This window comes from Alloactinosynnema sp. L-07 (assembly GCF_900070365.1).
GTDB lineage: Bacteria > Actinomycetota > Actinomycetes > Mycobacteriales > Pseudonocardiaceae > Actinokineospora.
In genome coordinates, this window is sequence record NZ_LN850107.1 from 990,426 (window position 1) to 1,015,426 (window position 25,001).

At 69.6% G+C, this 25,001-nt stretch carries 25 protein-coding genes; 19 read left to right on the plus strand and 6 right to left on the minus strand.

What is annotated here, in order from left to right; translation table 11 throughout:
- The first annotated feature begins 73 nt into the window (after positions 1-73).
- From BN1701_RS04835 to BN1701_RS04845, 3 genes are all read left to right on the plus strand, one after another.
- Positions 74-805, plus strand: a complete 732-nt coding sequence (locus BN1701_RS04835; protein ID WP_054045881.1) for an HAD family phosphatase — start codon at positions 74-76, stop codon at positions 803-805.
- A gap of 289 nt (positions 806-1,094) precedes the next feature.
- Complete coding sequence (locus BN1701_RS04840) at positions 1,095-3,422, plus strand: glycoside hydrolase family 65 protein (protein WP_157367769.1); 2,328 nt, start codon at positions 1,095-1,097, stop codon at positions 3,420-3,422.
- Between the two features lie 102 nt (positions 3,423-3,524).
- Positions 3,525-4,151: a hypothetical protein gene (locus BN1701_RS04845; protein ID WP_054045885.1), complete on the plus strand. Its 627-nt coding sequence runs from the start codon at positions 3,525-3,527 to the stop codon at positions 4,149-4,151.
- A 4-nt stretch (positions 4,152-4,155) separates the two neighbouring features.
- On the opposite strand, the gene BN1701_RS04850 is transcribed toward BN1701_RS04845, so the two are convergent.
- The gene (locus BN1701_RS04850) at positions 4,156-4,617 is read right to left on the minus strand and encodes a PaaI family thioesterase (protein ID WP_054055624.1); all 462 of its coding nucleotides are present in this window, start codon (positions 4,615-4,617) and stop codon (positions 4,156-4,158) included.
- Between the two features lie 204 nt (positions 4,618-4,821).
- Between BN1701_RS04850 and BN1701_RS04855 the strand changes: the two genes are divergently transcribed.
- Positions 4,822-6,957: a fibronectin type III domain-containing protein gene (locus BN1701_RS04855; protein ID WP_172803184.1), complete on the plus strand. Its 2,136-nt coding sequence runs from the start codon at positions 4,822-4,824 to the stop codon at positions 6,955-6,957.
- An 80-nt stretch (positions 6,958-7,037) separates the two neighbouring features.
- Positions 7,038-7,856: an XRE family transcriptional regulator gene (locus tag BN1701_RS04860; protein WP_231949483.1), complete on the plus strand. Its 819-nt coding sequence runs from the start codon at positions 7,038-7,040 to the stop codon at positions 7,854-7,856.
- Positions 7,857-7,960: 104 nt separating this feature from the next.
- Here BN1701_RS04860 and BN1701_RS04865 read toward each other — a convergent pair whose 3' ends face one another.
- Together BN1701_RS04865 and BN1701_RS35260 are read right to left on the minus strand one after the other, a co-directional pair.
- Positions 7,961-8,383 carry a PPOX class F420-dependent oxidoreductase gene (locus BN1701_RS04865; RefSeq protein ID WP_054045889.1) on the minus strand — a complete coding sequence of 141 codons (423 nt, stop codon included), beginning with the start codon at positions 8,381-8,383 and terminating at the stop codon, positions 7,961-7,963.
- A gap of 71 nt (positions 8,384-8,454) precedes the next feature.
- Positions 8,455-8,832: a hypothetical protein gene (locus BN1701_RS35260; RefSeq protein ID WP_157367770.1), complete on the minus strand. Its 378-nt coding sequence runs from the start codon at positions 8,830-8,832 to the stop codon at positions 8,455-8,457.
- 131 nt (positions 8,833-8,963) lie between these two features.
- Here BN1701_RS35260 and BN1701_RS04875 point away from each other — a divergent pair, with 131 nt between their 5' ends.
- From BN1701_RS04875 to BN1701_RS04925, 11 genes are all read left to right on the plus strand, one after another.
- On the plus strand, positions 8,964-9,710 hold the full coding sequence (locus BN1701_RS04875; RefSeq protein WP_054045893.1) for a cyclopropane-fatty-acyl-phospholipid synthase family protein: 747 nt from the start codon (positions 8,964-8,966) through the stop codon (positions 9,708-9,710).
- 65 nt (positions 9,711-9,775) lie between these two features.
- Positions 9,776-10,363: a hypothetical protein gene (locus BN1701_RS04880; protein WP_054045895.1), complete on the plus strand. Its 588-nt coding sequence runs from the start codon at positions 9,776-9,778 to the stop codon at positions 10,361-10,363.
- A gap of 52 nt (positions 10,364-10,415) precedes the next feature.
- Positions 10,416-11,006: a hypothetical protein gene (locus BN1701_RS04885; protein ID WP_157367771.1), complete on the plus strand. Its 591-nt coding sequence runs from the start codon at positions 10,416-10,418 to the stop codon at positions 11,004-11,006.
- Between the two features lie 40 nt (positions 11,007-11,046).
- Complete coding sequence (locus BN1701_RS04890; RefSeq protein ID WP_197672045.1) at positions 11,047-11,652, plus strand: helix-turn-helix domain-containing protein; 606 nt, start codon at positions 11,047-11,049, stop codon at positions 11,650-11,652.
- Positions 11,653-11,713: 61 nt separating this feature from the next.
- Positions 11,714-12,856, plus strand: coding sequence for an FAD-dependent oxidoreductase (locus BN1701_RS04895; protein ID WP_054055625.1), 1,143 nt, complete (start codon positions 11,714-11,716; stop codon positions 12,854-12,856).
- A complete protein-coding gene (locus BN1701_RS04900; protein WP_054045901.1) occupies positions 12,853-13,119 on the plus strand; it encodes a (2Fe-2S)-binding protein in 267 nt (88 codons plus the stop codon). Before BN1701_RS04895 ends, BN1701_RS04900 begins: the two co-directional genes overlap by 4 nt.
- Positions 13,116-14,477: an NAD(P)/FAD-dependent oxidoreductase gene (locus BN1701_RS04905; RefSeq protein WP_054045903.1), complete on the plus strand. Its 1,362-nt coding sequence runs from the start codon at positions 13,116-13,118 to the stop codon at positions 14,475-14,477. The genes BN1701_RS04900 and BN1701_RS04905 overlap by 4 nt, the downstream gene beginning before the upstream one ends.
- Entirely contained in the window at positions 14,474-15,388 is a 915-nt protein-coding gene (locus BN1701_RS04910; protein WP_054045906.1) for a dihydrodipicolinate synthase family protein, read from the plus strand. The genes BN1701_RS04905 and BN1701_RS04910 overlap by 4 nt, the downstream gene beginning before the upstream one ends.
- 1 nt (position 15,389) lies before the next feature.
- Positions 15,390-16,391, plus strand: a complete 1,002-nt coding sequence (locus BN1701_RS04915) for a proline racemase family protein (RefSeq protein ID WP_054045908.1) — start codon at positions 15,390-15,392, stop codon at positions 16,389-16,391.
- Positions 16,388-17,758 carry an aldehyde dehydrogenase gene (locus BN1701_RS04920; RefSeq protein ID WP_054045910.1) on the plus strand — a complete coding sequence of 457 codons (1,371 nt, stop codon included), beginning with the start codon at positions 16,388-16,390 and terminating at the stop codon, positions 17,756-17,758. Before BN1701_RS04915 ends, BN1701_RS04920 begins: the two co-directional genes overlap by 4 nt.
- On the plus strand, positions 17,755-19,158 hold the full coding sequence (locus BN1701_RS04925; protein ID WP_054045912.1) for an aminopeptidase P family protein: 1,404 nt from the start codon (positions 17,755-17,757) through the stop codon (positions 19,156-19,158). Before BN1701_RS04920 ends, BN1701_RS04925 begins: the two co-directional genes overlap by 4 nt.
- A 22-nt stretch (positions 19,159-19,180) precedes the next feature.
- Here BN1701_RS04925 and BN1701_RS04930 read toward each other — a convergent pair whose 3' ends face one another.
- A complete protein-coding gene (locus BN1701_RS04930; protein WP_054045914.1) occupies positions 19,181-20,137 on the minus strand; it encodes a LysR family transcriptional regulator in 957 nt (318 codons plus the stop codon).
- 113 nt (positions 20,138-20,250) lie between these two features.
- Between BN1701_RS04930 and BN1701_RS04935 the strand changes: the two genes are divergently transcribed.
- Complete coding sequence (locus BN1701_RS04935) at positions 20,251-22,467, plus strand: M9 family metallopeptidase (RefSeq protein ID WP_231949485.1); 2,217 nt, start codon at positions 20,251-20,253, stop codon at positions 22,465-22,467.
- Between the two features lie 6 nt (positions 22,468-22,473).
- On the opposite strand, the gene BN1701_RS04940 is transcribed toward BN1701_RS04935, so the two are convergent.
- The gene (locus tag BN1701_RS04940; protein WP_054045916.1) at positions 22,474-22,854 is read right to left on the minus strand and encodes an MmcQ/YjbR family DNA-binding protein; all 381 of its coding nucleotides are present in this window, start codon (positions 22,852-22,854) and stop codon (positions 22,474-22,476) included.
- 55 nt (positions 22,855-22,909) lie between these two features.
- Positions 22,910-23,926 carry a DUF2382 domain-containing protein gene (locus BN1701_RS04945; RefSeq protein ID WP_067520523.1) on the minus strand — a complete coding sequence of 339 codons (1,017 nt, stop codon included), beginning with the start codon at positions 23,924-23,926 and terminating at the stop codon, positions 22,910-22,912.
- A gap of 291 nt (positions 23,927-24,217) precedes the next feature.
- Here BN1701_RS04945 and BN1701_RS38075 point away from each other — a divergent pair, with 291 nt between their 5' ends.
- Together BN1701_RS38075 and BN1701_RS04950 are read left to right on the plus strand one after the other, a co-directional pair.
- Complete coding sequence (locus BN1701_RS38075) at positions 24,218-24,568, plus strand: DddA-like double-stranded DNA deaminase toxin (RefSeq protein WP_172803185.1); 351 nt, start codon at positions 24,218-24,220, stop codon at positions 24,566-24,568.
- Positions 24,556-24,987 carry an Imm1 family immunity protein gene (locus BN1701_RS04950; protein ID WP_054045920.1) on the plus strand — a complete coding sequence of 144 codons (432 nt, stop codon included), beginning with the start codon at positions 24,556-24,558 and terminating at the stop codon, positions 24,985-24,987. The genes BN1701_RS38075 and BN1701_RS04950 overlap by 13 nt, the downstream gene beginning before the upstream one ends.
- The last annotated feature ends 14 nt before the right edge of the window (positions 24,988-25,001 follow it).

A 25,001-nucleotide genomic window follows, 5' to 3' on the forward strand; every position in this document is an offset into this window, starting at 1 on the left:
CGGCACCCGACCGAGCGGTCGACTCGGTTCGGAACCCGAGCGAGGGGTCGGGAGCGCGGGTAGCGTGAGGTGGGTGATCGGACTGCCCGACGACGTGACGGCCTGCCTGTTCGACCTCGACGGCGTGTTGACCAGCACCGCCGCCTTGCATGAGATCGCGTGGAAACAGACCTTCGACGACTTCCTGATCATCCACTGTGGACCGCACGAGGCGGAGTTCAGCACGAACGACTACACCGCCTATGTGGACGGACGCCCGCGCACCGACGGTGTGCGCACCTTCCTCGCCTCACGGGGAATCACACTGCCAGAAGGGCTTCCCGACGATCCGCCCGGCGACGAGACGGTCAACGGGGTCGGCAACCGCAAGAACCACCTGCTGTTGCGGATCATCGAAGACCGCGGGGTCACCCCGTATCCCGGTTCGGTGGCCTATCTGCGCGCCGCGAAGGGCGCGGGGCTCGCCATCGGTGTCGTGACGTCGTCGGCCAACGGTGCCCACGTCCTCGACGTCGCCGGGCTGACTCCCTTCGTCCAGGCCAGGATCGACGGTTTGGTGATCGCCGAGCGTGGGCTGCGCGGCAAACCGGCGCCGGACTCCTTCCTCGCGGGCGCCGCCGACTTGGGCGTGCCGCCCGCGACCACGGCGGTCTTCGAGGACGCGTTGGCGGGCGTCGCCGCGGGCAAGGCCGGGCACTTCCGGCTCGTCGTCGGCGTCGACCGTGCCGACCAGGCCGACGAGCTGCGGGCCAACGGCGCCGACATCGTCGTCGCCGACCTGGCCGAACTGTTGGATTCGCCGTGAGCGAGCCTGCGAGCGAATCAGTGTCACAGTGTCTTCGTGAGTGGAGCCACCGAACTTGTGAGGTGGCCGGTTGAGCGAGCTTGCGAGCGAATCAGTGTCACAGTGTCTTCGTGAGTGGAGCCACCGAACTTGTGAGGTGGCCGGTTGAGCGAGCTTGCGAGCGAATCAGTGTCACAGTGTCTTCGTGAGTGGAGCCACCGAACTTGTGAGGTGGCCGGATGAGCGAGCCTGCGAGCGAATCAATGTCACAGTGCGCCCGGGAATGCCGCCGAGTGTGCGAGGTGGCCCAATGAGCTACCAGGTCGCGCCGTGGGAGTTGCGCTGGTGTGGGCTCGCGGTGGACCAGCTGCATCGCACCGAGTCGACGTTCGCGCTGGCCAACGGGCACATCGGGATGCGCGGGTCGCTGGAGGAGGGTGAGCCGGTCGGCAAGCCCGGCACCTACCTCAACGGCTGCTACGAGTCCCACGTCCTGCCGTACGCCGAGAGCGGCTTCGGCTACCCGGAGGACGGCCAGACCGTCGTCAACGTGACCGACGGCAAGGTGATCCGGCTGCTGGTCGAGGACGAGCCGCTCGACGTGCGCTACGGCCGCGCGGTCGCCCACGAGCGCGCCATCGACTTCCGCGCGGGCACCCTGAGCAGGGACACCGACTGGGAGTCGCCGACCGGGCGCCGGGTGCGGATCCGCTCCACCCGCTTGGTCTCCTTCACCCAGCGCGCGGTCGCGGCGATCTCGTATGAGGTCGAGCCCGCCGAGGCCATGCAGCTCGTGGTCCAGTCCGACCTGCTGGCCAACGAGCCCATCGAGCGCGTCGGCCGCGACCCCCGCGTCGCCGCCGCGCTGCGCTCGCCGCTGGTCGCCGACTTCGCCTCGGCCGACCGGCTGCGCGCGGTGCTCGTCCACCACACGCGCAAGTCGGGCCTGCGGGTGGCCGCGGCGATGGACCATGAGATCGAGGCAGGCGACGGGCTGCGCACCGACATCACCGCCGAGGGCGACCTGGCCCGACTGACCGCGGCGGTCGACGTGCCCGCGGGCGGCAGGCTGCGGCTCGTCAAGTACCTCGGCTACGGCTGGTCGGCGAAGCGTTCGGTCCCGGCCTTGCGCGCGCAGGTCGAGGCCGCGCTCGCGGGTGCGCGGCAGACCGGGTGGGATGGCCTGCTCGCCGAACAGCGCGCCTTCCTCCACGACTTCTGGACCGCAGCCGACGTCGAGATCGACGGCGACGACGAGCTGCAGCAGGCCGTGCGGTTCGCCTTGTTCCACATCCTGCAGGCGGGGGCGCGTGGAGAGAGCCGAGCCATTCCGGGGAAGGGGCTCACGGGGCCGGGCTACGACGGACACGCCTTCTGGGACACCGAGGCGTTCGTCCTGCCGGTCCTGACCTACACCATGCCCGACGCCGCCCGGGACGCGCTGCGCTGGCGGCACGGCACGCTGCCGCAGGCCCGCGAGCGGGCGAAGGTGCTCGGCAAGCAGGGCGCGGCGTTCCCGTGGCGCTCCATCGACGGAGCCGAGTGCTCGGCCTACTGGCCTGCCGGGACCGCCGCGTTCCACGTCAGCGCCGCCGTCGCCGATGCCACGGCCCGCTACATCGCCGCGACCCGGGACGAGGAGTTCGACCGGTCCTACGGCGTGGATCTGCTGGTGGAGACCGCCCGCCTGTGGGCGTCGCTGGGCCACCACGACCAGCACGGCGGCTTCCGCATCGACGGCGTGACCGGGCCGGACGAGTACACGGCGGTGGTGGACAACAACGTCTACACCAACCTGATGGCCCGGCGGAACCTGACCGAGGCCATCGCCGCGTGCCGCAGACATCCCGACCTCGCCATGAGCCTGGACGTCTCGGGCGACGAACTCGCCGCGTGGCGGCTGGCGGCCGACCAGATGGTCATCCCGTTCGACGAGCTGCTGGGCGTGCACCCGCAGTCGGAAGGATTCACCCAACACCAGGAATGGGACTTCGCCGCGACGCCCGCGGAGAACTACCCACTGCTGCTGCACTATCCGTACTTCGACCTGTACCGCAAGCAGGTTGTCAAGCAGGCCGACCTGGTGCTGGCGATGCACCTGTGCGGCGACGCGTTCACCCCTGAGCAGAAGGCGGCGAACTTCGCGTACTACGAAGCCAGGACCGTGCGGGACTCGTCGCTGTCGGCGGGCACCCAGGCCGTCATCGCCGCCGAGGTCGGCCAGCTGGACCTGGCCTACGACTATCTCGCCGAAGCCGCGTTCACCGATCTGCACGACCTGCATGACAACGTCCGCAACGGCCTGCACATGGCGTCGCTGGCGGGTTCGTGGACCGCGGTGGTCGCGGGCCTGGGCGGCATGCGCGACCACGGCGAGAACCTGGCCTTCGCACCGCGCCTGCCCGACGCGCTGCACCGGGTGGCGTTCCGGATGTATGTGCGGGGCAGCCGGATCCAGGTGGAGATCACCCAGTCGTCGGCGACGTACCGGCTGGTGTCCGGTGAGCCGCTGGCGGTGTCGCACCACGGCGAGCCGATCACTATCGGACCGGGGGAGCCAGTGGTGCGGCCGATTCCGACGTCGCCGCGGCCGCGTCCGCTCACGCAGCCCGCCGGGCGGGAGCCGCGTCGGCGGTGATGGTTTCCCGTGAGCACTCTGCGCCGATTGATTGCCCACGGGTGATTGGTCGCCGTCGGAACGGGTATCCCATCGGGGTGGTTCACCCGAAGGGAGCAGGCGATGGCAAGCATCGGCGACTATGGCCTGAGCGGGTCTCAGGTGCGCCACGAAGTGGCCGACGTACCGCGGCGAAGGGGCGCGGTGAACGGACTCCTGGTGTTCGCGCTGGGAGCGTGGGGCGCGGTGATCCCCTTCATCGGACCGTACTTCGCGCTCGCGTACACACCCGACTCACCCTGGGTCATGACGACCGACCGGCTGTGGCTCAACGTGCTGCCCGGTGTGGCCGCGCTGCTCGGCGGGCTAGGCCTGATGGCCAGCGCGAGCCGTGGCGGCGGGGTCCTGTTCGGCTGGCTGGCCGCGGTCGGCGGCGCCTGGTTCGTCCTCGGGCCGGTCGTGAGCACGTTGTGGCACAACGGAACCCCGGCGACCGGCGAGGTGGCCGCGGACGACACGGCCACCCGGGTGGTGACCGAACTGGTCTTCCACTCCGGGCTGGGCGTGCTGATCCTCTTCCTGGCGGGCGTCGCCCTAGGCCGGTTCACCGTCCGCGACAAGGTCATCATCGAGGATGCCGAGCCTGGGCTGTCCGACACGAACGTCGAGTACGAGGCCGAACGCAGGCGCGAGGCCGAATTCGACGAGGCCCAGGCCGAGGCCGAGTACCGGCGGCGCGGCCAGCAGTGACGCACTAGCGCGGTCGCCACCGCTTCCAGTGGGCGGAGGCGGCCGCGCGGACTTTGCCGTCCCAGACGAGTTCGACCTCGGCGGTCATCTCCGCCTCGCCCGCCTCGGTCACCCACCCACGCAATTCCACCGGCTCGTCGAGCGGACTCGGGCGCAAATAGCGCACCTGCAATCCGGCGGTCACATATGCCAATGCCGCGCCCGGCAACGGCGGCCAGCCGCGCTGTTCGGCTTCCCAGAGCACCGCGGCCGCGCTATGGCAGTCGAGCACGGTGCAGATGATGCCGCCGTTGAGGTAGCCGACGCCGTTGTCGTGTTCCGGCCACGGGGTGAAGGTCGCGGTGGCCACGCCGTCGGTGCCCGGGAAGCTGCGCAGGCGCAGGCCCTTGTCGTTGGCGTGGCCGCAGCCGAAGCAGCGCACGTCGGGGTAGAGCCGCTGCTGGATGCTCAGGGCGTCGTCGGTCATGGTCACTCCGCTTGCGGTTCGGACAGGCGGCCCGAGTGTAGTCCGCGGCGGTTCTGGCGATTTCCCACAACCCTGAGTTAACCTTGAAATTGTCGGCGTATTTCTTAACTCTGAAACGTCTGTTTCCGGTTACCCCATTCGAGGTGTCGCCCTACCGTTTCCTCACCCTGCAAAAATTTATGGTGAGGTGACTTACGCATGCGAATGCGCAGCAAGGTTTTCGCCGCGGTGAGCGGCTTTTCAGTAGTGGCTGGAGCGTTGATAGTCGGTGGCCAGTCGACCGCCGCGCCGCGACAGCCCGCGGTCGACGCCCAGGTGAGCGGTGTGGCCGAGGCGCTGGGGATCTCGGCGGACCAAGCGCGGATCCAGTTGGACCAGCAGGACCGCGCGCACCGGGTCCACAAGGCCCTGTCCGAGTCGCTGAGCAAGCGGCTCGCGGGCCACTGGTTCGACTCGGCCACGGGCAAGCTGACGGTGGCGGTGACCAGCGAGGACGCGGCCGACCAGGCTCGGGCCGAGGGTGCGGAGGTCAAGCTCGTCGGCCGCGGGCAGGCCGAGTTGGACCGGCTGCTGGGCTCGGTGCGCGGTCTTGTCGGCACGGGCGTACCCGGTGTCTTCGGCTGGGGCGTCGACGTCCGGGCCAACGTGGTGCACGTCAACGTGAACACCACCGCCGCCACCGCCTCGACCGACGCGTTCCTGACCAAGGTCAAGGCGCTGGGCGACGGCGTCCGGATCACCCGGACGGACTCCGCGCCCCGGCAGCAGGCCGCCCAGCCCGCGCCGCGGGCGGGCACCATCCAGCCGGGAAGCCCGTGGTGGCCGGGCACGGAGAAGGACTACTGCTCGATCGGGTTCGCGGTGACGGACTCGGCTGGCAACAAGCACTTCCTGACCGCCGGGCACTGCACCAACAACGTCAACCAACCCGCCTACGGCCAAAGTGGACAGTCGAACAAGATCGGCACGTCGAACGTGGGCGGCACCGGCAGCGTCAACGGGCGCGAGGGTGACATGGGCCTGGTCGCGGTGACCGAGGCGGGCTGGACCCTCTCAGCCGCGGTCAACACCTGGGGCTCGCCCGCGATCACGGTGACCGGCCAGCAGGAGGCGATGGTCGGCGACGCGGTCTGCCACTCCGGCAACACCTCCAAGTGGAAGTGCGGCGTCGTCAAGTACACGCACAAGGCGGTCGACTACGGCGGCAGCGTCGGCGTCATCGAGGACATGACGTGGACCGACGCCTGCTCGCTCGGCGGCGACTCCGGTGGCGGCTGGCTGCTGGGCACCAAAGCGACCGGCCTGCACGACGGCGGCCCGTCCCAGTGCGTGACCAACCCGAGCGACGCCGACATGTCGATCTTCCAGCCGATCGCCGAGCCGCTGACCAAGTGGGGCCTGACCCTCGTGACCGGCGGTGGCTCCGACACCCAGGCGCCGACCGCGCCCGGCAACCCGCGCTCCACCGGCACCACGGCCAACACTGTTGCCCTGGCCTGGGACGCTTCGACTGACAACGTGGCCGTCACCGGCTACGACGTCTACAACGGATCGACCGTGGCGGCCAGTGTCACCGGGCTCAACGCGACGGTGTCCGGCCTGACAGCCGACACCGCCTACACTTTCACCGTCAAGTCGAAGGACGCCGCGGGCAACGTCTCACCCGCCAGCGCTTCGGTGACCGCGCGGACCCAACCGGGCTCGGGCGGCGACGAGGAGTCGCCGACCACCCCGAGCAACCCGCGCTCGACCGGCACCACCGTGACCACGGTGTCGCTGGCCTGGAACGCCTCGACCGACAACACCGGGGTCACCGGCTACGACGTCTTCAACGGCGCCACGCTCGCCACCTCGGTCGCGGGCACGAGCGCGACGGTGTCCGGTCTGACCGCCGACACCGGCTACTCGTTCACCATCCAGGCCAAGGACGCCGCGGGCAACAAGTCCAAGCCGACCCAGCCGGTGACGGTGAAGACCGCGCCGGGCACAGGCGGCGGCCGGACGCTGACCAACGACACCGACCACCCGATCCGCGATTACACCCAGACCTACAGCCGGATCACGTCGACGGCGACAGGCGCGGCCACCAGCAGCATCACGCTGGTGATCGCCGTCGCGCACACCTGCCTGGAGGACCTGGGCATCTCGCTGTTCGACCCGAACGGCAAGGCGTACCCGGTCAAGTACAGCGGCGGCTACCAGTGCACGCAGTGGAGCGGCCAGAAGACGTTCACCGTGAACAACGTCAACTCGCCTGCGTCGGGCACCTGGTCGCTGCGGATCACCGACTACGGCCCCGGTGACACTGGCACACTGGATCGCTGGTCGATCACGCTCTGACTCAGCCGCACGCTGGTCTCGGCGGGGTCTGGTCGGTTATGGTCGGGGCGCGGGCAGCAGCCATGGACAGGGGAGTCATCGTGGCCGCACGCCCAACCACCGAAGTCGATCAGACCCCGCACGCCGATCCGTTCCCGGATGCGCTGCGGGCAGCCATCCGGGCCAGAGGTCTTGGTCTGGAACGTATTCGCGACCGCCTGCGCGTGCTGGGCGCACCGGTCAGCGTCGCCGCGCTCAGCTATTGGCAGTCCGGCCGCTGCAGACCGGAGCGGCCGGACTCGCTGATCGCCCTCGCGCACCTGGAGTCGGTGCTCGAGGTCCCGGCGGGCTCGTTGATTTCGCTGCTCGGCCCACCCCGCCCGCGCGGCCGCTGGCTGACCGGCGCGGCGCCGGACATCGAGGCGTACTGGCCGAACAAGGCCCTGGTCCGGGCGGCGGTCCGGTCGGTCAATTCGCGGTGGGACCAGCGGCTCACCAGGATCAGCCAGCATGACTTGGTCACCGTCGGCCCCGACCGCGAGCTGCGCTCAATCCTCTCCCGCCAGGTCCTGCGCGCCGATGAGGACGGGCCGGACCGCTGGGTGGTGATCCTGCACCTGGACGACCACACCCGGCCTCTGCCCGTCGTCCGGCCGCTGCGGCACTGCACGCTGGGGCGGACCGTGCACCAGCCAGGGGACGGGCTGCTGGTGACGGAGCTGCTGTTCGACCGGCCGCTGGCGCGCGGGGAGACGATCATCACCGAGCACGAGGTGGGTTACCAGGCGCCCTATCCGCTGGCCACGAACTACGAACGCAAGTTCCGACGGCCGGTTCGGGAGTTCGTGGTGGAGGTGGGCTTCCACGCGGCCGCCCAGCCGGTCAGGTGCACGCAGTTTCTCGCGGGCGGGAAGTGGTGAGGAACTGGTGGTCGCGGCGGAGGTGGACGGGACAAACTCGGTGCACGGGGTCGCGTTGAACTTCGGCCCCGGCTGGTACGGCTACCGCTGGGAGTGGGACTGAACTACCGTGCCGTGCCGTAGATCCGGTCGACCTTGATCCGGAGCACCAGCCGCCCGTCGGACACCATCGCGGCGCGGTACTCATCCCAGTTCGGGTGCTCGCCGCTGAGGTTCCGATACAACTCGACCAACTCGTCCACCGCCGCGTCGTGCGGGTCGCGGGCGACCTCGGAGAAGTCCGCCTCGCCCTCGACGACCGCGTACTGCCAGCCGTCGGCACTGCTGACGTGGTAGGTGGCCCGCGCATCCCGGCGAAGGTTGGCCGTCTTCGCCCGCCCATCAGTAACGGAGACCCGCAGGACGCCTTCGGCTTCATCGAAGTGGTGAAGAACATTCGAGGATTGGGGGCGGCCGTCTCGTTTGAGGGTGATGAGGACGCCGAAGGGGCGGGATCGGAGGAGCCGGTAGAGAGCGTCATCAGCCATGGTCAGTCAAACCGGCGACGCCGATGCCGTATTCCCTGCGATGTCAGGCAGGATCGCGGGGCAGGTGATCGTCAGTCTGGTGCCGTGTACTCACCACGTGACACACGGATCACTCGGCCCTGTTTGAGAAGACTGTCGAGGTAGACGGAAATATGCGCGGCGACCTCGTTGGTTCGACCGCCCTTGTGCAGAGCTTCTACGATCCCGGCCGCGCGCAGCGGCTGGGGCTTCGCGTTGCGAAGGACGGTGACTATCGCATCGGCCTTGACCATGTCCGCGATCTCCGAGGTCAAGCTCTCTGCCGATGACTCCGGCGAAGCGATGGCGCGGGCCAGCGCGTCCCGTTCGGCGCGGAGACCCTCCGCTCTCGCGTTGAGTCGGGCGAGATCTGCCTCTACGGCTGCAAGGTCAATACCAATTCGTTCTAGGTCTTTTTCTAAGGGGTTCATATATATATTTTCTCATAGTTCTTCGGGTTGGGCAACAGTCACATCGCCCGATCTCGGCGAGGCGCCGTCGGTGCTGGCCGGGCGGTGCTAATTCGGTGGACGGCGGGAGAGTCGCCCGGTTGGCTGCGCGCGTGGACCTTCCCCGGCACTACACCATCCGTGAGAGCAGCCACCGTGTGCACAACCCGCTCACCGAGGCCAAGCTGGCCACGATGGGTCAAGCACTGCGGCTCGCGCAGGGGGCGCGGGTGCTCGATCTGGCTTGCGGCACCGGCGAGTTGCTCGCGACCTGGGCGCGTGACCACCGGATCACCGGTACCGGCGTCGACATCAGCACTGTGTTCCTGGACTCCGCGCGGGCCAGGGCGGCCGAGCTCGGCGTCGCAGACCGGGTGACCTTCGTCCACGGCGACGCTGGGAAGCATGTGGCCGACGAGCCGGTCGACCTGGCCGCGTGCGTCGGCGCCACCTGGATCGGCGGCGGCGTCACCGGCACCGTCGAACTCCTGCGGCGCAGCCTGGCCCCCGGCGGGATGATGCTGATCGGCGAGCCGTACTGGCTGCGGGAGCCACCGGACCAGGAGACGATCAACCACTGCCACGCCACCGAGCGCGACGACTTCCGGTCGCTGCCGGAGCTGCTGGAGCACTTCGCCGCGCTGGGCATGGACGTGGTGGAGATGATCCACGCCGACAAGGACAGCTGGGACCGCTACGTCGCCGCACAGTGGCTCAACCTCCGCCGCTGGCTCGACGCCAACCCCGACGACGAGCTGGCTCCGCGGCTCCGGGCCGAGTTGGACACCGCTCCGGTGCTCCACGTCCGGTACCAGCGCGAATACCTCGGCTGGGGTTTGTTCGCCCTGATGGACCGCTGACGCCTCATATTAGGATCCGTCCCGGCGATGATCAGGGTGTAGGCCGACTGAGGGGACGATCATCTGTGGCTGAACCGGCGCTGTCCAACCGCCTGACCAAGCTCGACGTGACCGCGCGGATGTGGGAGACGGTGTTCCCGATGTTGAGCGGCCTTGGGGTGGTGTTGATCGGGTTGCTGGTCATCTTGGGCGGCTGGCTGGGCGATATGTCGGTCTTTGGCGGCATGCTGGTCGTGGCGGGCGGCTTGTGGGTGGTGCTGAAAGCGGTTCGGGTGCTGCTCATGACGCTGCGCATGCGGCGGATCTTGCGGGTGGAGCCGTGGGAGGAGCGGCGGGTCGACTACTACCACACGCACGTGTTCTACACCCGTCAGGCCTGGGTCTGGACGCGGTCCAAGCCGGAGGAAGTGCTGTGGGTCCGGCTGCTGCCCCTGGAGAAGCGACCGCTGGTGCGGGTGGGGGTGGCCGAAACGATGTGGTTCGCCGGATCGGGTGAGTGGCGGGTGGTCAGCCCGGAGGGTGGCGGCACAACGCGGCTGGCGCGGAAGGCGGTTCCCGGGGACGCCTTGTTCGGCAGGATCGTCGGGATGACTCCGGGTGGAGCCAAGCGCGCCGACAAGCTGATGAGGGCGATGCAGCGCGACGCTGAGTAGCGGGCCTCTCGAAAGGATCTGCCCCGGCGATGACAAGGGTGTGGGCCGACTGATGGAACCGGCGCTGTCCAACCGTCTGACCAAGCTCGATGTGACCGCGCGGATCTGGGAGTCGGTGTTTCCCATCCTCAGCGGCATCGGAGTGGTGCTCATCGGCCTGCTCATCGCGCTCGGGTACTGGGCGGGCGAGGCGTCGATCCCGCTGGGTGGCGTGGTGTCGGGCTTGGGCGCGGTAGGCGCGATCGTGGCGGCGCGTGTCCTGCGCACCGCCTTGGCGGCGCGGCGGGTGCTGAGCCAGGAGCCGTGGGTGGAGCGTCGGGTCGACTACTACATCGACGTTGACAACCACTACCACGGCGCCGTCTGGGTCCGGCCTGATCGGTTCGGGCCGGAGGAACTGCTCTTGGCTTACGTCCTGCCGATCGAGCGCAGGCGCTGGCTGTGGATCGGCGAGGAGGTGATCGTGTGGATGGCGGGCTCGGGCAAGTGGCGGGTGATCAGTCCGGTCGGCGGTGGCAAGCCCCGGCTGGCCCGGCGGACCGTTCCCGGGGACGCGAAATTCGGCAAGTTGGTGGCCTTCACCCCGCGCGGGAAAGACCGGGCCGACCGGCTGATCGACGCGGCGAAGCGCGACGCTGGGTAGCCTGGTCGGGTTGGTCGACCAGGGAGGCAGGGTGGGGCGGATGAGTGCCGGTGCGGTCCTCGGCGCGAACATTCGCGCGTTGCGGGGGGAACTCGGGCTCTCGCTGTCGGAGCTGGCCAGGCGGTCGGCGATCGCCAAGGGGACGCTGTCGCAGTTGGAGAACGGGCTGGGCAACCCCACGATCGAAACAGTGTTCAGTCTTTCGAACGCTCTTAAAGTTCCCGTGTCCTCTTTGCTGACCGAGCGTGCCGAGCCGGGGGTCGTGCTGGTCCGGTCGGCCGGGCTCGACGTGCTCAGCGGCAACGCCGTGGACCTGCGGCTGTTGCGGCGGATGGACGTGACCGACACCGTCATGGAGGTCTACGACCAGCGGGTGCGGCCCGGCGAGGTGCAGCAGTCGGCGGGCCATCCCGGGTTCGAGCACGTCGTGGTCACCGCGGGCGTGCTCAGAGTGGGCCCGGTCGACGATCCCCACATCCTCGAACCCGGTGACTACGTCTGCTTTCCCGGCCACCTCCCGCACCTCTATGAGACCGTCGACGGCCCGGTCACCTCCGTGCTGATGCTGCAGTACCCGGTCGACGTCGGCACCAGCCCGCTCGCCGGTTCCTGCGCGGTGTCCACCGCCGCCCGACCGCAGGCTTGACGTCCCGTCGTTCTCCCCCTAACGTCCCCCGTGTTCACTTTAATGAACGCTGGAGGTGTGGGTGTACCCGGACGTGGTGGTCGTCGGCGCTGGCGTCATCGGCGCCGCGTGCGCGCGGGCGCTGACCGTCGCCGGGCTCCGGGTCACCGTGCTGGACCGGGGGGCGCCCGCCTCGGCGACGACCGCCTCCGGTGAGGGCAACGTGCTGGTGTCGGACAAGGGCCCCGGCCCGGAACTCGACCTCGCCGCCGCCTCCCGGCTGCGCTGGCCGTCGCTGATCGAGTCGCTGGACGTCGACGTCGAGTGGGAGTCCAAGGGCGGCGTGGTGGTGGCGACCACGGACGCGGCCGCCCAGCCCTTGCTCGACTTCGCCGACGCGCAGCGAAAAGTCGGGATCCAGGCCGACGTGCTCGACCGGGTCCACGACCTCGAACCCCACCTGACGCGCGCGGTGACCGCCGCCGTCCACTATCCGCAGGACGCGCAGTTACAGCCCGTTCTCGCCGCGTCGGCCCTGCTCGCCGACGTCCGCAAGCGCGGCGGCACCGTCCGGGCAGGCGTCGCGGTGTCCGGTGTGGACACAGTGGACGGTCGGATCTCCGGGGTGCGCACCGATGACGGGGTGATTCCCTGCGGTGCCGTGGTCAACGCCTGTGGGCCGTGGTCCGGCGAGTTCGCCCGCGCGGCCGGGGCGCCGATCGCGATCCTGCCGCGCCGGGGCATCGTGCTCGTCACCGCCGCGCTGCCGCTCGTGGTGCGCCACAAGGTCTACGACGCGGACTACGTCGGCGCGGTGGCCAGCGGTGACGCCGCGCTGCAGACTTCCAGTGTGGTCGAGTCGACCCCGGCGGGTCCGGTGCTCATCGGGTCGAGCCGCCAGCGGATCGGCTTCGCCGAGCGGATCGACGTCGAGGTCCTGCGGGAGCTCGCGCGCAAAGCCGTGGCGCTGTTCCCGGTGCTCGCGAACGTCCCGGTGATGCGCGCGTACGGCGGCTTCCGGCCCTACGCCCCCGATCACCTGCCCGTCATCGGCGCTGACCCGCGTCTGGCCGGGCTCTGGCACGCCACCGGACACGAGGGCGCGGGCATCGGCCTGGCGCCCGCCACCGGCGACCTGCTGGCCGAGCTGCTGACCGGCACCGACCCGCACCTCGACCCCACCCCGTTCCGCGTGGACCGCCCCGCGGTGATGGAGGCCTCGTGAAGATCACCGTGGACGGCGTGGCGACGCCGGTCCGGCCGGGGCAGACCGTGGCCGCCGCGCTCATGGCGACCGGCCGGGTGTCCTGGCGCGACACCCGGCACGGTGGCAAACCGCGCGGCCTGTTCTGCGGCATCGGCGTGTGTTTCGACTGCCTGGTCGTGGTCAACGGCGTCCCGGACGTCCGCGCGTGCCAGCGTCTCGTGGCCAACGGCGACGACGTGCGCACCCAGCATGGCGCCGAGCTGCCGGAGGCCCGCCCATGATCGTCGTCATCGGCGCCGGACCAGCCGGGATCAACGCAGCCAGAGCCGCCGCGACGGCCGGGGCCGAGGTCACCCTGATCGACACCGCCCCGACCGTCGGCGGCCAGTACCACCGCCAGGCCCCGGGCGCGGACAACGCTCCGGGCGCCGCCGACATCGCGAGTGAGCCCAAGATCCGCCACCTCGCCGAGTCCGTCGTCTGGGCCATCGAGTCTGTCCACAACGGACACAAGATCCACGTCCGCACCGGCCAGGCCGACGGCCCCGGCAGGCAGGGCCACACCGTCCACGCCGACGCCCTCATCCTCGCGACCGGTGCCTACGACCGCGCCCTGCCGTTCCCCGGCTGGGACCTGCCCGGCGTCGTCACCGCGGGTGCCGCGCAAGCCATGGCGAAAGGCCAGGGTGTCGCGGTCGGCAAGCGGGTCGTCGTGGCGGGCACCGGCCCGTTCCTGCTGCCCGTCACCCAATCACTGGTCCACGTCGGTGCCCACGTAGTCGGCGTTCTGGAGGCGAACCGGGCGCGGGGCTGGTTCCTTGCCCCCAAGGCGCTGTTCGCGGGCCGGGGCAAGCTCGGCGAACTCGCGGGCTACGCCAAACTCCTGGCCCGGCACCGCATCCCGTACCGCACGAGCCGCACCGTGATCGCCGCGCACGGCACCGATCGGGTCACCGGGGTCACCACCGCTGCCCTCGACACCCAGTGGAAGGTCAAGCCGGGCACCGAGCGCCGGATCGCCGTCGACGCCGTGTGTGTCGGCTTCGGCTTCACCCCGCAACTCGAACTCGCCGTGTCCGCCCGCTGCCGCCTGGTCGACGGGTTCGTCGAAGTGAACGACGCCCAGGCCACCTCGGTCCCCGGCGTCTTCGCCGCAGGCGAGCTGACCGGTATCGGGGGCGCCGACCTCGCCGCCGCCGAGGGCACGGTCGCGGGTACCGCCGCCGCGGCCTACCTGGGCCACGAGACCGCCAAGCCCTCACTGAAAGCCGTTCGGCGCGGTCGCCTGTTCGCCCAAGGGCTGGACAAGGCTTACCCAGTGCGGCCGGGCTGGCAGCGCTGGCTCACCGACGACACGCTGGTCTGCCGGTGCGAGGAAGTCAGCCTCGGCGCCCTGCGCGCCGCGCTCGCGCAGTACGAAGCCCTCGGCGTTCGGTCGCTCAAGTTGACCAGCCGGGTCGGCCTCGGACCCTGCCAGGGCCGCGTCTGCGGACGTGCCGCCGCCGAACTCGCCGCCGGGATCACCGGCGGCACATTTGACCCAGCCGCCACCGCGAAACGGCCGATCGCGGCGCCATTGAGACTCAGTGAACTAGCACAGTGCCGGCCTGCTTTTGATGAAACAGTGGAGGAGAAGTGACTCAGGAACGGCTCGACGGCGTGATCGTGGCCACCGCGCTGCCCTACACCGAGGACGCGAGCGCCCCTGCGGGCCTGCGTCCCGACCTGGACCGCTACGCCGAGCACTGCCAGTGGCTGGTCGCCAACGGCTGCCGCGGCGTCGGCCCCAACGGCTCGCTCGGCGAGTACTCGTCGCTCACCGACGACGAGCGCAGGCAGGTCGCCAAGACCGCTGTCGCGGCGGTGCGGGGTCAAGGCGTTGTCGTGGTCGGCGTGCACGGCGCGGGTGCCCACCAGGCCCGCCACTGGGCCGAGTTGGCCGCCGAGGACGGCGCCGACGGTGTGCTGTGCCTGCCGCCGACGATGTACCGGGCCAACCGCGCCGAGGTGGTCCACCACTTCACCGAGGTGGCCAAGGCCGGGCTGCCGATCATGATCTACAACAACCCGATCGACACCAAGGTCGACCTGACCCCGGACCTGGTCGCCGAGCTGGCCCAGATCGACAATGTGGTCGCGGTCAAGGAGTTCTCCGGCGACGTGCGCCGGGTGCTGGAGATCCGCGAGGCAACCGACATCGCGGTCATCGCGGGCGCCGACGACGTCGTGCTGGAGAGCCTGCTGATGGGCGCCACCGGCTGGTTCGCGGGCTTCCCGAACGTCTTCCCCGCCGAGTCCGCCCGCCTCTACGCCCTGGCCACCGAAGGCCGCCTCGAAGAGGCCCGCGCGCTCTACGAGCCGCTGGTGGCCGCGTTCCGCTGGGACTCGCGCGTCGAGTTCGTCCAGGCGATCAAGTTCGGCATGGACTACGTCGGCCGGTTCGGCGGCCCGAGCCGTCCGCCGCGCGGCCCGCTGAGCCCCGCCCAGCGCGAACTGTTGGGCGCCGACATGCGCAAGGCCGTCGAGCACCTGCACAGCGTGGCGGTCTGACATGCGCGCGTCCCGTTATTTCAGCGCGGTCGACTCGCACACCGAGGGCATGCCGACCCGGGTCGTCACCGGCGGCGTCGGCGTCATCCCCGGCGCGACCATGGCGGACCGGCGCATGCACTTCATCGCCCACCTCGACCACCTGCGTGAGTTCCTGATGAACGAGCCGCGCGGGCACGCGGCGATGAGCGGGGCGATCCTGCAGCCGCCGACCCGGCCGGACGCCGACTGGGGCGTGCTCTACATCGAGGTCTCCGGCTGCCTGCCGATGTGCGGGCACGGGACCATCGGCGTGGCCACGGTCCTGGTGGAGACCGGGATGGTCGCGGTGACCGAGCCGGTCACCACCGTGCGCCTGGACACCCCGGCCGGGCTCGTGCTGGCCGACGTCGCGGTGCGCGACGGCCGGGCCGAGCACGTGACCATCCGCAACGTTCCCGCCTACTCCCACGAGCTGGACGCGACGGTCGACGTGCCGGGCTACGGCCAGGTGCGCTACGACCTTGCCTACGGCGGCAACTTCTACGCGATCCTGCCGCTGGCCGACCTGGGCATCCCGTTCGACCGGGCGCACAAGGACCGGATCCTCACCGCTGGTCTGTCCATTATGGACGCGATCAACGAGCAGCGGCGCCCGGTGCATGTGACCGACCCAACCATCGGCGGCTGCAAGCACGTCCAGTTCACCGCCCCCGGCCATGACGGCAGCCACTCGCGCCACGCCATGGCCATCCACCCCGGCTGGTTCGACCGCTCACCCTGCGGCACCGGCACCTGCGCGCGGATGGCTCAACTGCACGCGCGCGGGGAGTTGAAGCTGGAGGAGGACTTCGTCAACGAGTCCTTCATCGGCACCCGGTTCACCGGCAGGCTCATCGAGGACGCCCAGGTCGGCGACCGGCCCGCGGTGATCCCGACGGTGACCGGCCGCGCCTGGATCACCGGTATGGGGCAGTACCTGCTCGATCCCACCGACCCGTTCCCGAAGGGGTTCGTCCTGTGACCCGCGTCGTCTCCACCTCCCCGCAGCGACCCGCTGACGTGGTGGTCGAACTGCCCGCCGCGACCCCGTCCGAGGTCATCCTGACGGCGGCCAAGGCCTACAAGGCCCAGCGGGACTGGGCCGCGGCCGCACCCGGGATCCGGGCCGCGGCGCTGCACGGCATCGCCCAGTCGCTGGCGGACAACGCCGCCGACCTCGCCGCGCTGATCGTGCGCGAGGTCGGCAAGCCCGCCGGTGAGGCCGCGGGCGAGGTCGGCCGGGCGATCGCGCTGCTGCGGTACTACGCCCAGCAGGCGTTCGACCCGATCGGCGAGACCTACGCCGTGGGCGGCGGACTCGGCTACACCGCGCGCAAGCCGCGCGGGCTGGCCGGTCTGATCACCCCGTGGAACTTCCCGCTGGCGATCCCGGTGTGGAAGTCCGCCCCGGCGCTGGCCTTCGGCAACGCGGTGGTCATCAAGCCCGCGCCGGACGCCACCGCGTGCGCGCTGCGGCTGGCCGAACTGGCCGCGCCGCACCTGCCAGATGGCCTGCTCACCGTGCTGCCCGGCGGCGCGGCGACCGGGTCGGCGCTCGTGTCCTGTGTGGACGCGGTGTCGTTCACCGGGTCCACCGCGGTCGGGCGGGCCGTCGCGGTCGCCGCTGCCGAGCGGGGCATCCCGGCGCAGTGCGAGATGGGTGGGCTGTCGGCCACGATCGTGCTGCCCGACGCCGACCACGACCGGGCGGCGACCGATATCGCCTACGCCGCCATGGGCTTCGCGGGTCAGAAGTGCACGGCGACCAAGCGGATCATCGCCGTGGGCGACAGCCGCCCGCTCGCCGAGGCGCTGGCGGCGAAGGTGAGCGCGCTCGGGCTGGGCGACCCGGCCGAGTCCGGCGTCGTCGTCGGGCCCCTGATCACCGCCCAGGCACGGGACCGCGTGCTCGACGCGGCGGGTCAGGCCAGGGCGGCGGGCGGCGAGGTCGTGGCGTTCGGGGTCGTGCCGTCAGCCGATGGCTGGTACGCCGCGCCCGCCGTCATCGCGAGGCTGGACGCCGACGCGGCGCTCAACCGCGAGGAGGTGTTCGGGCCGATCTGCACGCTGGCCGAGGTGTCCGATGTGGACACCGCGCTGGAACTCGCGAACGCCACCGACTACGGCCTGGTCACCTCGGTCTACACCGCCGACCTCGACGCCGCGCTGGCCGCGGCCCAGCGGTGCGAGACCGGCATGGTCAAGGTGAACGCGCCGACCGCGGGGGTGGACTTCCACCTGCCCTTCGGCGGCGACAAGAACTCCGGCTACGGCGGCAAGGAACAGGGAAAAGCGGCGGCGGCCTTCTACACCTCCGCGCGCACGGTGCAGATTGGAGCGGCGAAGTGAACCGTCCGGCGCGGCGCGACCCCAGCAGGCTGCTGGAGGCGAGCGGATTCCGTGACTTCGTGAGCAAGGACTGGGGACCGGCCGAACGCCAGGTCGAGTTGCCCGCCGGGGCGGCGGCAGCCGCCGCCGAACACCGGCGGCGGCTGGTCGAGGCACTGCCGGGCAAGCGGATCGCGGTCGCGTCCGGCTGGGCGCCGGTGCGGGCCAACGACACCGACTACGGCTTCCGATCCGACAGCGACTTCGCCTGGCTGACCGGCTGCCACGCCGAGGGCGCCGTGCTCGTGATCCGGCCCGACGGCGACGCGGAACTGTTCCTGATCGAACCCGCCGGCCCGGAGGAAGCCGACTTCTTCGCCAACGCCCGCGACGGCGAACTCTGGATCGGCCCCACACCGGGTCTGGCCGAGTGGGCCGAGGCGCTGGGGCTGCCGTGCAGGTCGGTGACCGAACTGTCGTCCGCGCTGCGCGGGCGCATCCCCGAGACCCTGGTCACCAGGGGAGTGGACCCGCTGCTCGACGCGCTCGCGCCGGGTGCGCCGGACGGGGGACTGCGGCAGACCTTGGCCGAACTGCGCCGGATCAAGGACGACTGGGAGATCGGTGAACTGCGCCGCGCGGTCGACGCGACCATCCGCGGCTTCGCCGACGTGGCCGCCGAACTGCCCGCCGCGATCAAAGGCGGCGGTGAGCGGTGGCTCATGGGCACGTTCAACCGGCGTGCCTACACCGAGGGCAACGGAGTCGGGTACGCGTCGATCGTCGCGGCGGGCGCGCACGCGCCGGTGCTGCACTGGGTGCGCAACAACGGGCCCGTGCCCGAGGACTCCTTGCTGCTGCTGGACGCGGGGGTGGAGGTCGACAGCCTCTACACCGCCGACGTGACCCGGACGATGCCCGTGTCCGGGACGTATTCGCCCGTCCAGCGCAAGGTGTATGACCTGGTGTTGAAGGCGCACCTCGCGGCGCTGGACGCGGTGCGTCCCGGTGCGGCCTACAGCGACTTCCACACGGCCGCCATGGGAGTGCTCGCCCAAGGGCTGCACGACTGGGACCTGCTGCCGGTGTCGGTGGATGAGGCGCTGTCGGTGGAGAACCAGCACCACCGCCGCTACATCGTCTGCGGCGTCGGGCACTACCTCGGGCTCGACGTGCACGACTGCGCGCACTCCTCGCCGGAGGCCTACCACGACGGGACGCTGGCCGAGGGTATGGCGCTGGCCGTGGAGCCGGGACTCTACTTCCACCCCAACGACTTGACCGTTCCCCCGGAGCTGCGCGGGATCGGTGTGCGGATCGAGGACAATGTGGTCGTGACCGGCGGCGGCGTCGACGTGCTGACCAAGGCGCTGCCGATCGAGCCCGACAAGTTGGAAGCCTGGGTACGCGACCGGATGTAGGGCCCGCCCGCGGGTGGTCGGCTCAGACCACCCGCGGGTGTACCTCGGGATGCGCCAGCCACCAAGGCTGGAACACCGGGCTTTCCATGGCGTGCTCGGTGTAGGCGGCGGCGGCCACGCGGTAGATGGCGTCGACCACGTCCTCGGTCAGCCGGTCCCGCCGCCAGCCCAGTACCAGCCGCATCTGGATCGGGTCGTCCACCAGCGGTCGCACCGTGATGTCGTCCGGCCACTGCGTTGTCGGTTCCACCAACTGGATCGCCTGGCCGGACTTGACCAGCTGCCTGCCGCCGCCGCTGGGTGCCTCGAACCGGATTCGCGGGCTGAAACCCGCTTTGCGGCAGGCCGACCGCAGCGCGGCGAGCGATCCGTCCTCGGCGCCGGGCGGGCAGATCCAGGCGTCCTCGGCCAACGCGCTGAGCGGCACCTCGGGCAGATCGGCGCAGTGGTGCTTGACCGACATGCTGACCAGCACCGGAACCCGCGTCACCAAGGTCCGCTGCGCCACATGCGGGCCCAGTGCCGTGTTCTGTTCGTCGGACATCCCGACGATGGCGATGTCGAGCCTGCCATGGCTCAGCGAGTGCGCCAGGATCGTGGCGGAAGACTCGACTTGCAGGGTGACTTCGGTGTCGGGCATCGCCTCGTCGAGGCGCTGAACCATTGTTCCCACGCATTCCATGTGCGCTGATCCCATGCGAATCACGCCTCGGGTGTCGGGTCGCACCAGGTCCGCGCCGAACGCGTCCAGTTCCACCAGGAGAACCCGGGCTCGGCGCAGCACCCGCTCGCCCAGCGGCGTCGGCTCGGTACCGGTTCGGCTGCGCAGGAACAACTGTCCGCCGACCGAGCGCTCGACCCGTTGCAGCAGCACCGTCAGCGCGGGCTGGGACACCCCGAGCGCGGACGCGGCCTGGGAAAGACTGCCGGTCTCCGCGATGGTGCAGATCGCCCGCAGATGACGGAATTCCAGGTCCATAGGCGAAGTCTATAGAGAGAAGTCATTACCAGGGAATGCCTTCGCGTGTGACTCTTCCAAGGTCCACATCCGACAGTGTTTCTGCCCCTGTCATTCCCTGCACTGGAGACACCGTGAACAGAATTCGCCCGCGTGGCGGGCTCGCCTTATTGACCCTGCTGGCAACCGGCCTAGGCCTGCTTACCCCGGTCGCCGAGGCCGCACCCGCGCCGAACCCCGCACCGGCGCGGACCCAGGAAGCCAAACCCGGCAAGGCTCCTGTCCCGCTCAAGGACCGCGGCCCGATCCCGGCCGACTCGGCCGAGAACCGCCGCGACTATTCGGCCGAGAAATCCCGTGGCCTGACCGCCTCGGCCGCCGCGTGCGACGCGGCCGAGTTCACCAGCCGGACCGGTCCGGCGCTGGTCCAGCACATCCGCGCGTCGAGCGTCGACTGCGTCAACTCGCTGTTCCAGCTCACCGGCTCGACGGCAACCGCTGCATTCCGCGAATCGCAGATGATCAGCGTCGCGAATGGTTTGCGGGACAACGCGTCGACCTATCCCGGCGACAACTCCACGGCCACCCAGCAGGTCGTGCTGTACCTGCGCGCCGGGTATTTCGTGCAGTGGTACAACCCGGACGTGGTCGGGCCGTACGGTCCGGCGCTGCGCACGGCCATCCAGGCTGCACTCGACACGTTCTTCAACAACAGCCGCGCGTTCACGCTCAGCGACGCCAACGGTCCGACGCTGGGGGAGTCGGTCATCCTGATCGACAGCGCGCAGGAGAACGCGCGCTACCTGTGGGTGGTCAAGCGGCTGCTCGACGGCTACTCCACCGCCTACGACCCGTATCCGTCGATGACCGGCGCGGTCAACAGCGCGTACACGGTGTTGTTCCGCGGGCACTACCTGCCCGAGTTCGTCAGCGCCGTGGCCGCGGATTCGAGCGTGCTCACCTCGTTGAGCCGCCTCGCGCAGGCGAACCTGCACCTGCTCGGCACGTCCCGCGAATACCTCGTCGTCAACGCGGGCCGCGAACTCGGCCGCTTCCTGCAGCACACGTCGATCCGACCGGCCGCGCGTGCGCTGGTGAAGGGCCTGCTCGACCGCACCTCGATCACCGGCCCGACCGCCCACCTGTGGGCGGGCGCGGCCGAGATGGCCGACGCCTACGACAAGGCCGACTGCGCCTACTACGGCGTGTGCGACCTGAAGAACCGGCTGACGGCGGCGATCCTGCCGATCAACCACAGCTGCGGCGCGACCCTGCGGATCCGCGCCCAGCAGATGACCGCGGCCGAACTGTCGTCCTCGTGCGGCAGCCTGCTCAACCAGGACGCGTTCTTCCACCGGACGGTCAACGATCCCGGCCCCGTGGCCAACGACAACAACACGACGCTGGAGGTCGTGGCGTTCGACTCCAGTTCCGACTACCAGACCTATGCCGGGATTCTGTTCGGCATCGACACCAACAACGGCGGCATGTACCTGGAAGGCGATCCCGCCGTAGTCGGCAACCAGCCGCGGTTCATCGCCTACGAGGCGGAATGGCTGCGTCCGGCGTTCGAGGTGTGGAACCTCAACCACGAGTACACCCACTACCTCGACGGCCGCTACAACATGTACGGCGACTTCCCCGCCACCGTCGCGACCCCGACGGTGTGGTGGATCGAGGGCGTGGCCGAGTACGTGTCCTACTCCTACCGGGGGACGACCAACACGGCCGCGATCGCGGAGGCGGGTAAGCACACCTACGCGCTGAACACCTTGTTCGACACAAGTTATGACCACGACGCCAACCGGGTGTACCGCTGGGGCTACCTGGCCGTGCGGTACATGATGCAGTCGCACCCCGCTGATACGGCCACGCTCCTCGGCCACTACCGCGCGGGCAACTACACCGCCGCCCGGACGCTGCTGAAGACCACCATCGGCAGCCGGTACGAGAACGACTGGAACGCGTGGCTGACCGCCTGCGCGGCCGGGAACTGCGGCGCGACCACGCCCGCGCTGCCGGAGTGCACGGGCTCGGATGTTCGCGCGCTCGGCAAGAACTGTCAGCGTGGCAACCGATCCGCGGCGAACTCGTGGTACGACCATCTGTACCTGTTCGTCCCGCCTGGCACGGCACAGGTGACCATCACCTCGGCGGGCGGTACCGGCGACTGCGACCTCTACTACAGCCCATCGACCTGGGCGACGCCCACGACCGCGACGCACCGCTCGACGAACTCGGGCACCGCGGAGTCCATTGTGGTCACCGCACCGCCCGGCAACACATATGTCTACATCAGCCTGAAGGGTGCCACGGCCTGCTCCGGGGTCGCGGTAGCCACCCGGTTCTAGGCGGGGCTACTTCGCCAGGAACTCCGCGGCGACCCGTTTGGGTGCCTTGAGCAGCCACGCCTCGGTGACCAGCTCGGTGAGTTCGTCGACCTCGATCTCGTCGAGCCGCACCAGAACCGCGGGGTAGCCGTTGAAGTGCGGGGTGGTGAAGAAGACCGCTGGGTCGTCGGCGATCAGGGCGTGCTTGACGCCTTCGTCGGCGACCCACACCCCGAGGATGGGCCCGGTCGGCGCCGCCTCACCCAAGGCGGCCAGATCGGCCTTGCGCAGCGGACGCTCCCAGACGAAGCCCTTGGACCGCACCCGCCACTGGGCGGTGTCGCTGGAGGTCTCCTCAGTCTCCGGCAGGGCGAGAGCGATGCGCCGGACGTCGTCCCAAGTGGCCATGATGGTGAATGTAGTCCGGCGGCGGCGGGAACACACCCGCCGCCGCTTTCCTACGTCAGTGACCGGGCTTGGCGGTGTCGTCGATGATGTCGAACTGTTCCTTGCGGATCTCGTCGGTGACGGTGTGCTCCACGGTGACCGGCCTGGTGGCCAGGCGGATGCGCTCGACCGGCACGGTGTCCTTGGTGACGACCGGCTGGTCGCGGTGCAGCGTCACCTCGACGACCGACTCGGCGAAGGAACGCGGGTCGGCTTTGAGGGTGGCCAACTCGGTCTCGCCGATGATCTCGCGTTCGACGTGGATCTCTTCGTGGGTGAGCTGGACGGTCAGCTGCTGGGGTTCGGTGACCACGTACTTGCGGAGTCGGACCCGGCCTGCCTCGACCCGCTCGGTGGTGACCCGCAGCCGCTCCTCGGAGCGGACGACGATCTGTTCTGCCGGTGGATCAGCCTTGTCCCGCCTGGCCTGTGTTTTCGGGTCCGTCGGGTTCGGCGCGTGGGTGGACCTGCTCTGGGGCGCCATGTTCTGCATGGTCTTGTCGTGTGCTGCGGTGCCTGGCGTCGAGGGGCTGTGGGTGGCCGACTCGTGGACGGGGTCGCCCATGTTCCGCATCGCTCGGTCGCGCAGGGACTTTTCGCGGTCCGGCTCGGTCTGGGGGCGCAGGTCGTGCTTCCCGGAGGCCTGCTCAGCCGCGGGTTTCGCGGTCGTCGGGGGCTGGTGGCCGCCGGGACGCGCGACCGGGCCGGTGCCGCCGCGTTGGATCGGAAGGCCGTAGTACCGGCGCAGGTCGATCCCTTCCTGTTCGGACAACTTCCCCTCCGCATCAACATGCGGCGCGTCCTTGACGACGTCCTTGCGGACGCCGACGCGGAGGCCGTCCGCTTCGTTGCGGGCTCCGGCCAGGGGGACGAAGGATTCCCGGTGCCCGAACAAGCCGGTTCGCACTGTCACCCATTCGGGTTCGTGCGATTCCTCGCCGACGTACACCGTCTCCACCCGGCCGATCTTTTCGCCGTCCGGGTCGAAAACGTCATGTCCGATGAGGTCCTGTGGCTTCATGGACATAGTCATGGGTACCACCTCCTCTCGTCACGGTCGCTTGGGGTTCGTCCGGGCGCAACCTGGGTGAGCTGGGGAAACGGGGCTGGTACAGGGGTTCTTGATGGTGCGCTTCACGCGAAAGGGTGAGCGTGTCTTGGCGGGCATTTGGGGTCTCGGGGTGCTAGGTGGGGTCGGGACGGGGTCCGCTGGTGACTGCCCGCGGTTGCTTGAACGCTGCCCCCGGCACTGTTTGATGAGGCCTGGCAGGCTCGTCGAGAGACTGGTTGCGCGGCGAGTTGCCTCCACCGGTCGTGCCCAGCAGTGGTCAGTAGACACACAGCCGGTGGGTCGACGCCGACGGCACGGTACACCGAGGTCAGCGGCGCTGACGCCAAGGGCAAGCAGGCGTTGCGGTTCTTCGCCGAGGAACTGAAAGCGCGACGTATCCCGACGACCGTCACCGATGTGGAAATCAAGTTGGCGGTACATATGCGGAAGAACGGGATTCGGTCTGCGACGTTGGTATTGAATAACGTCCCTTGCAAGGGGCCGATGGGTTGTGACGCGCTTGTTTCGGTGGTCCTTCCGCCCGGTTATATGCTCACGGTGTACGGTACCGATGGATTCCGCCGAGAATATCGAGGAGGAGGAACGTCGAAGTGGGTTCCCTAGACGTCTACTACCTGCCCGAGCACGACGAAAGTCCGGTCATGGTGGCCACCGAGGACGAGGTGGACGCGTTCATCGACAAGGTCGTCGCGCAGTCGCCCATGGCGGCGCCGATCCTCATGGACCTTCACCTTTCCGGCGATCCCTACGCGCAGGGATTGGACGTTGGCGTGGTGGCCGAGCGTGGCCTGATCCGGTACGCGGGCCGGGACTGGCCGCTCGGGGTCGTCAGCACCGGCGAGGCGTCTGCTGGCGGCAACCCGGTGCCGTACTTCTATATGGGCCACTGGCGGGAATTCCCGTCGAACGCCGAGATTTCGCTCGCCACGATTAAGGCGGCCATCAAGGAATTCATGTCCACTAATGGTGTGCGTCCCATCTGTGTCCAATGGCAAGAAGTTGATGAATTGGCGGACCAGTGACCATTGACCGGCAA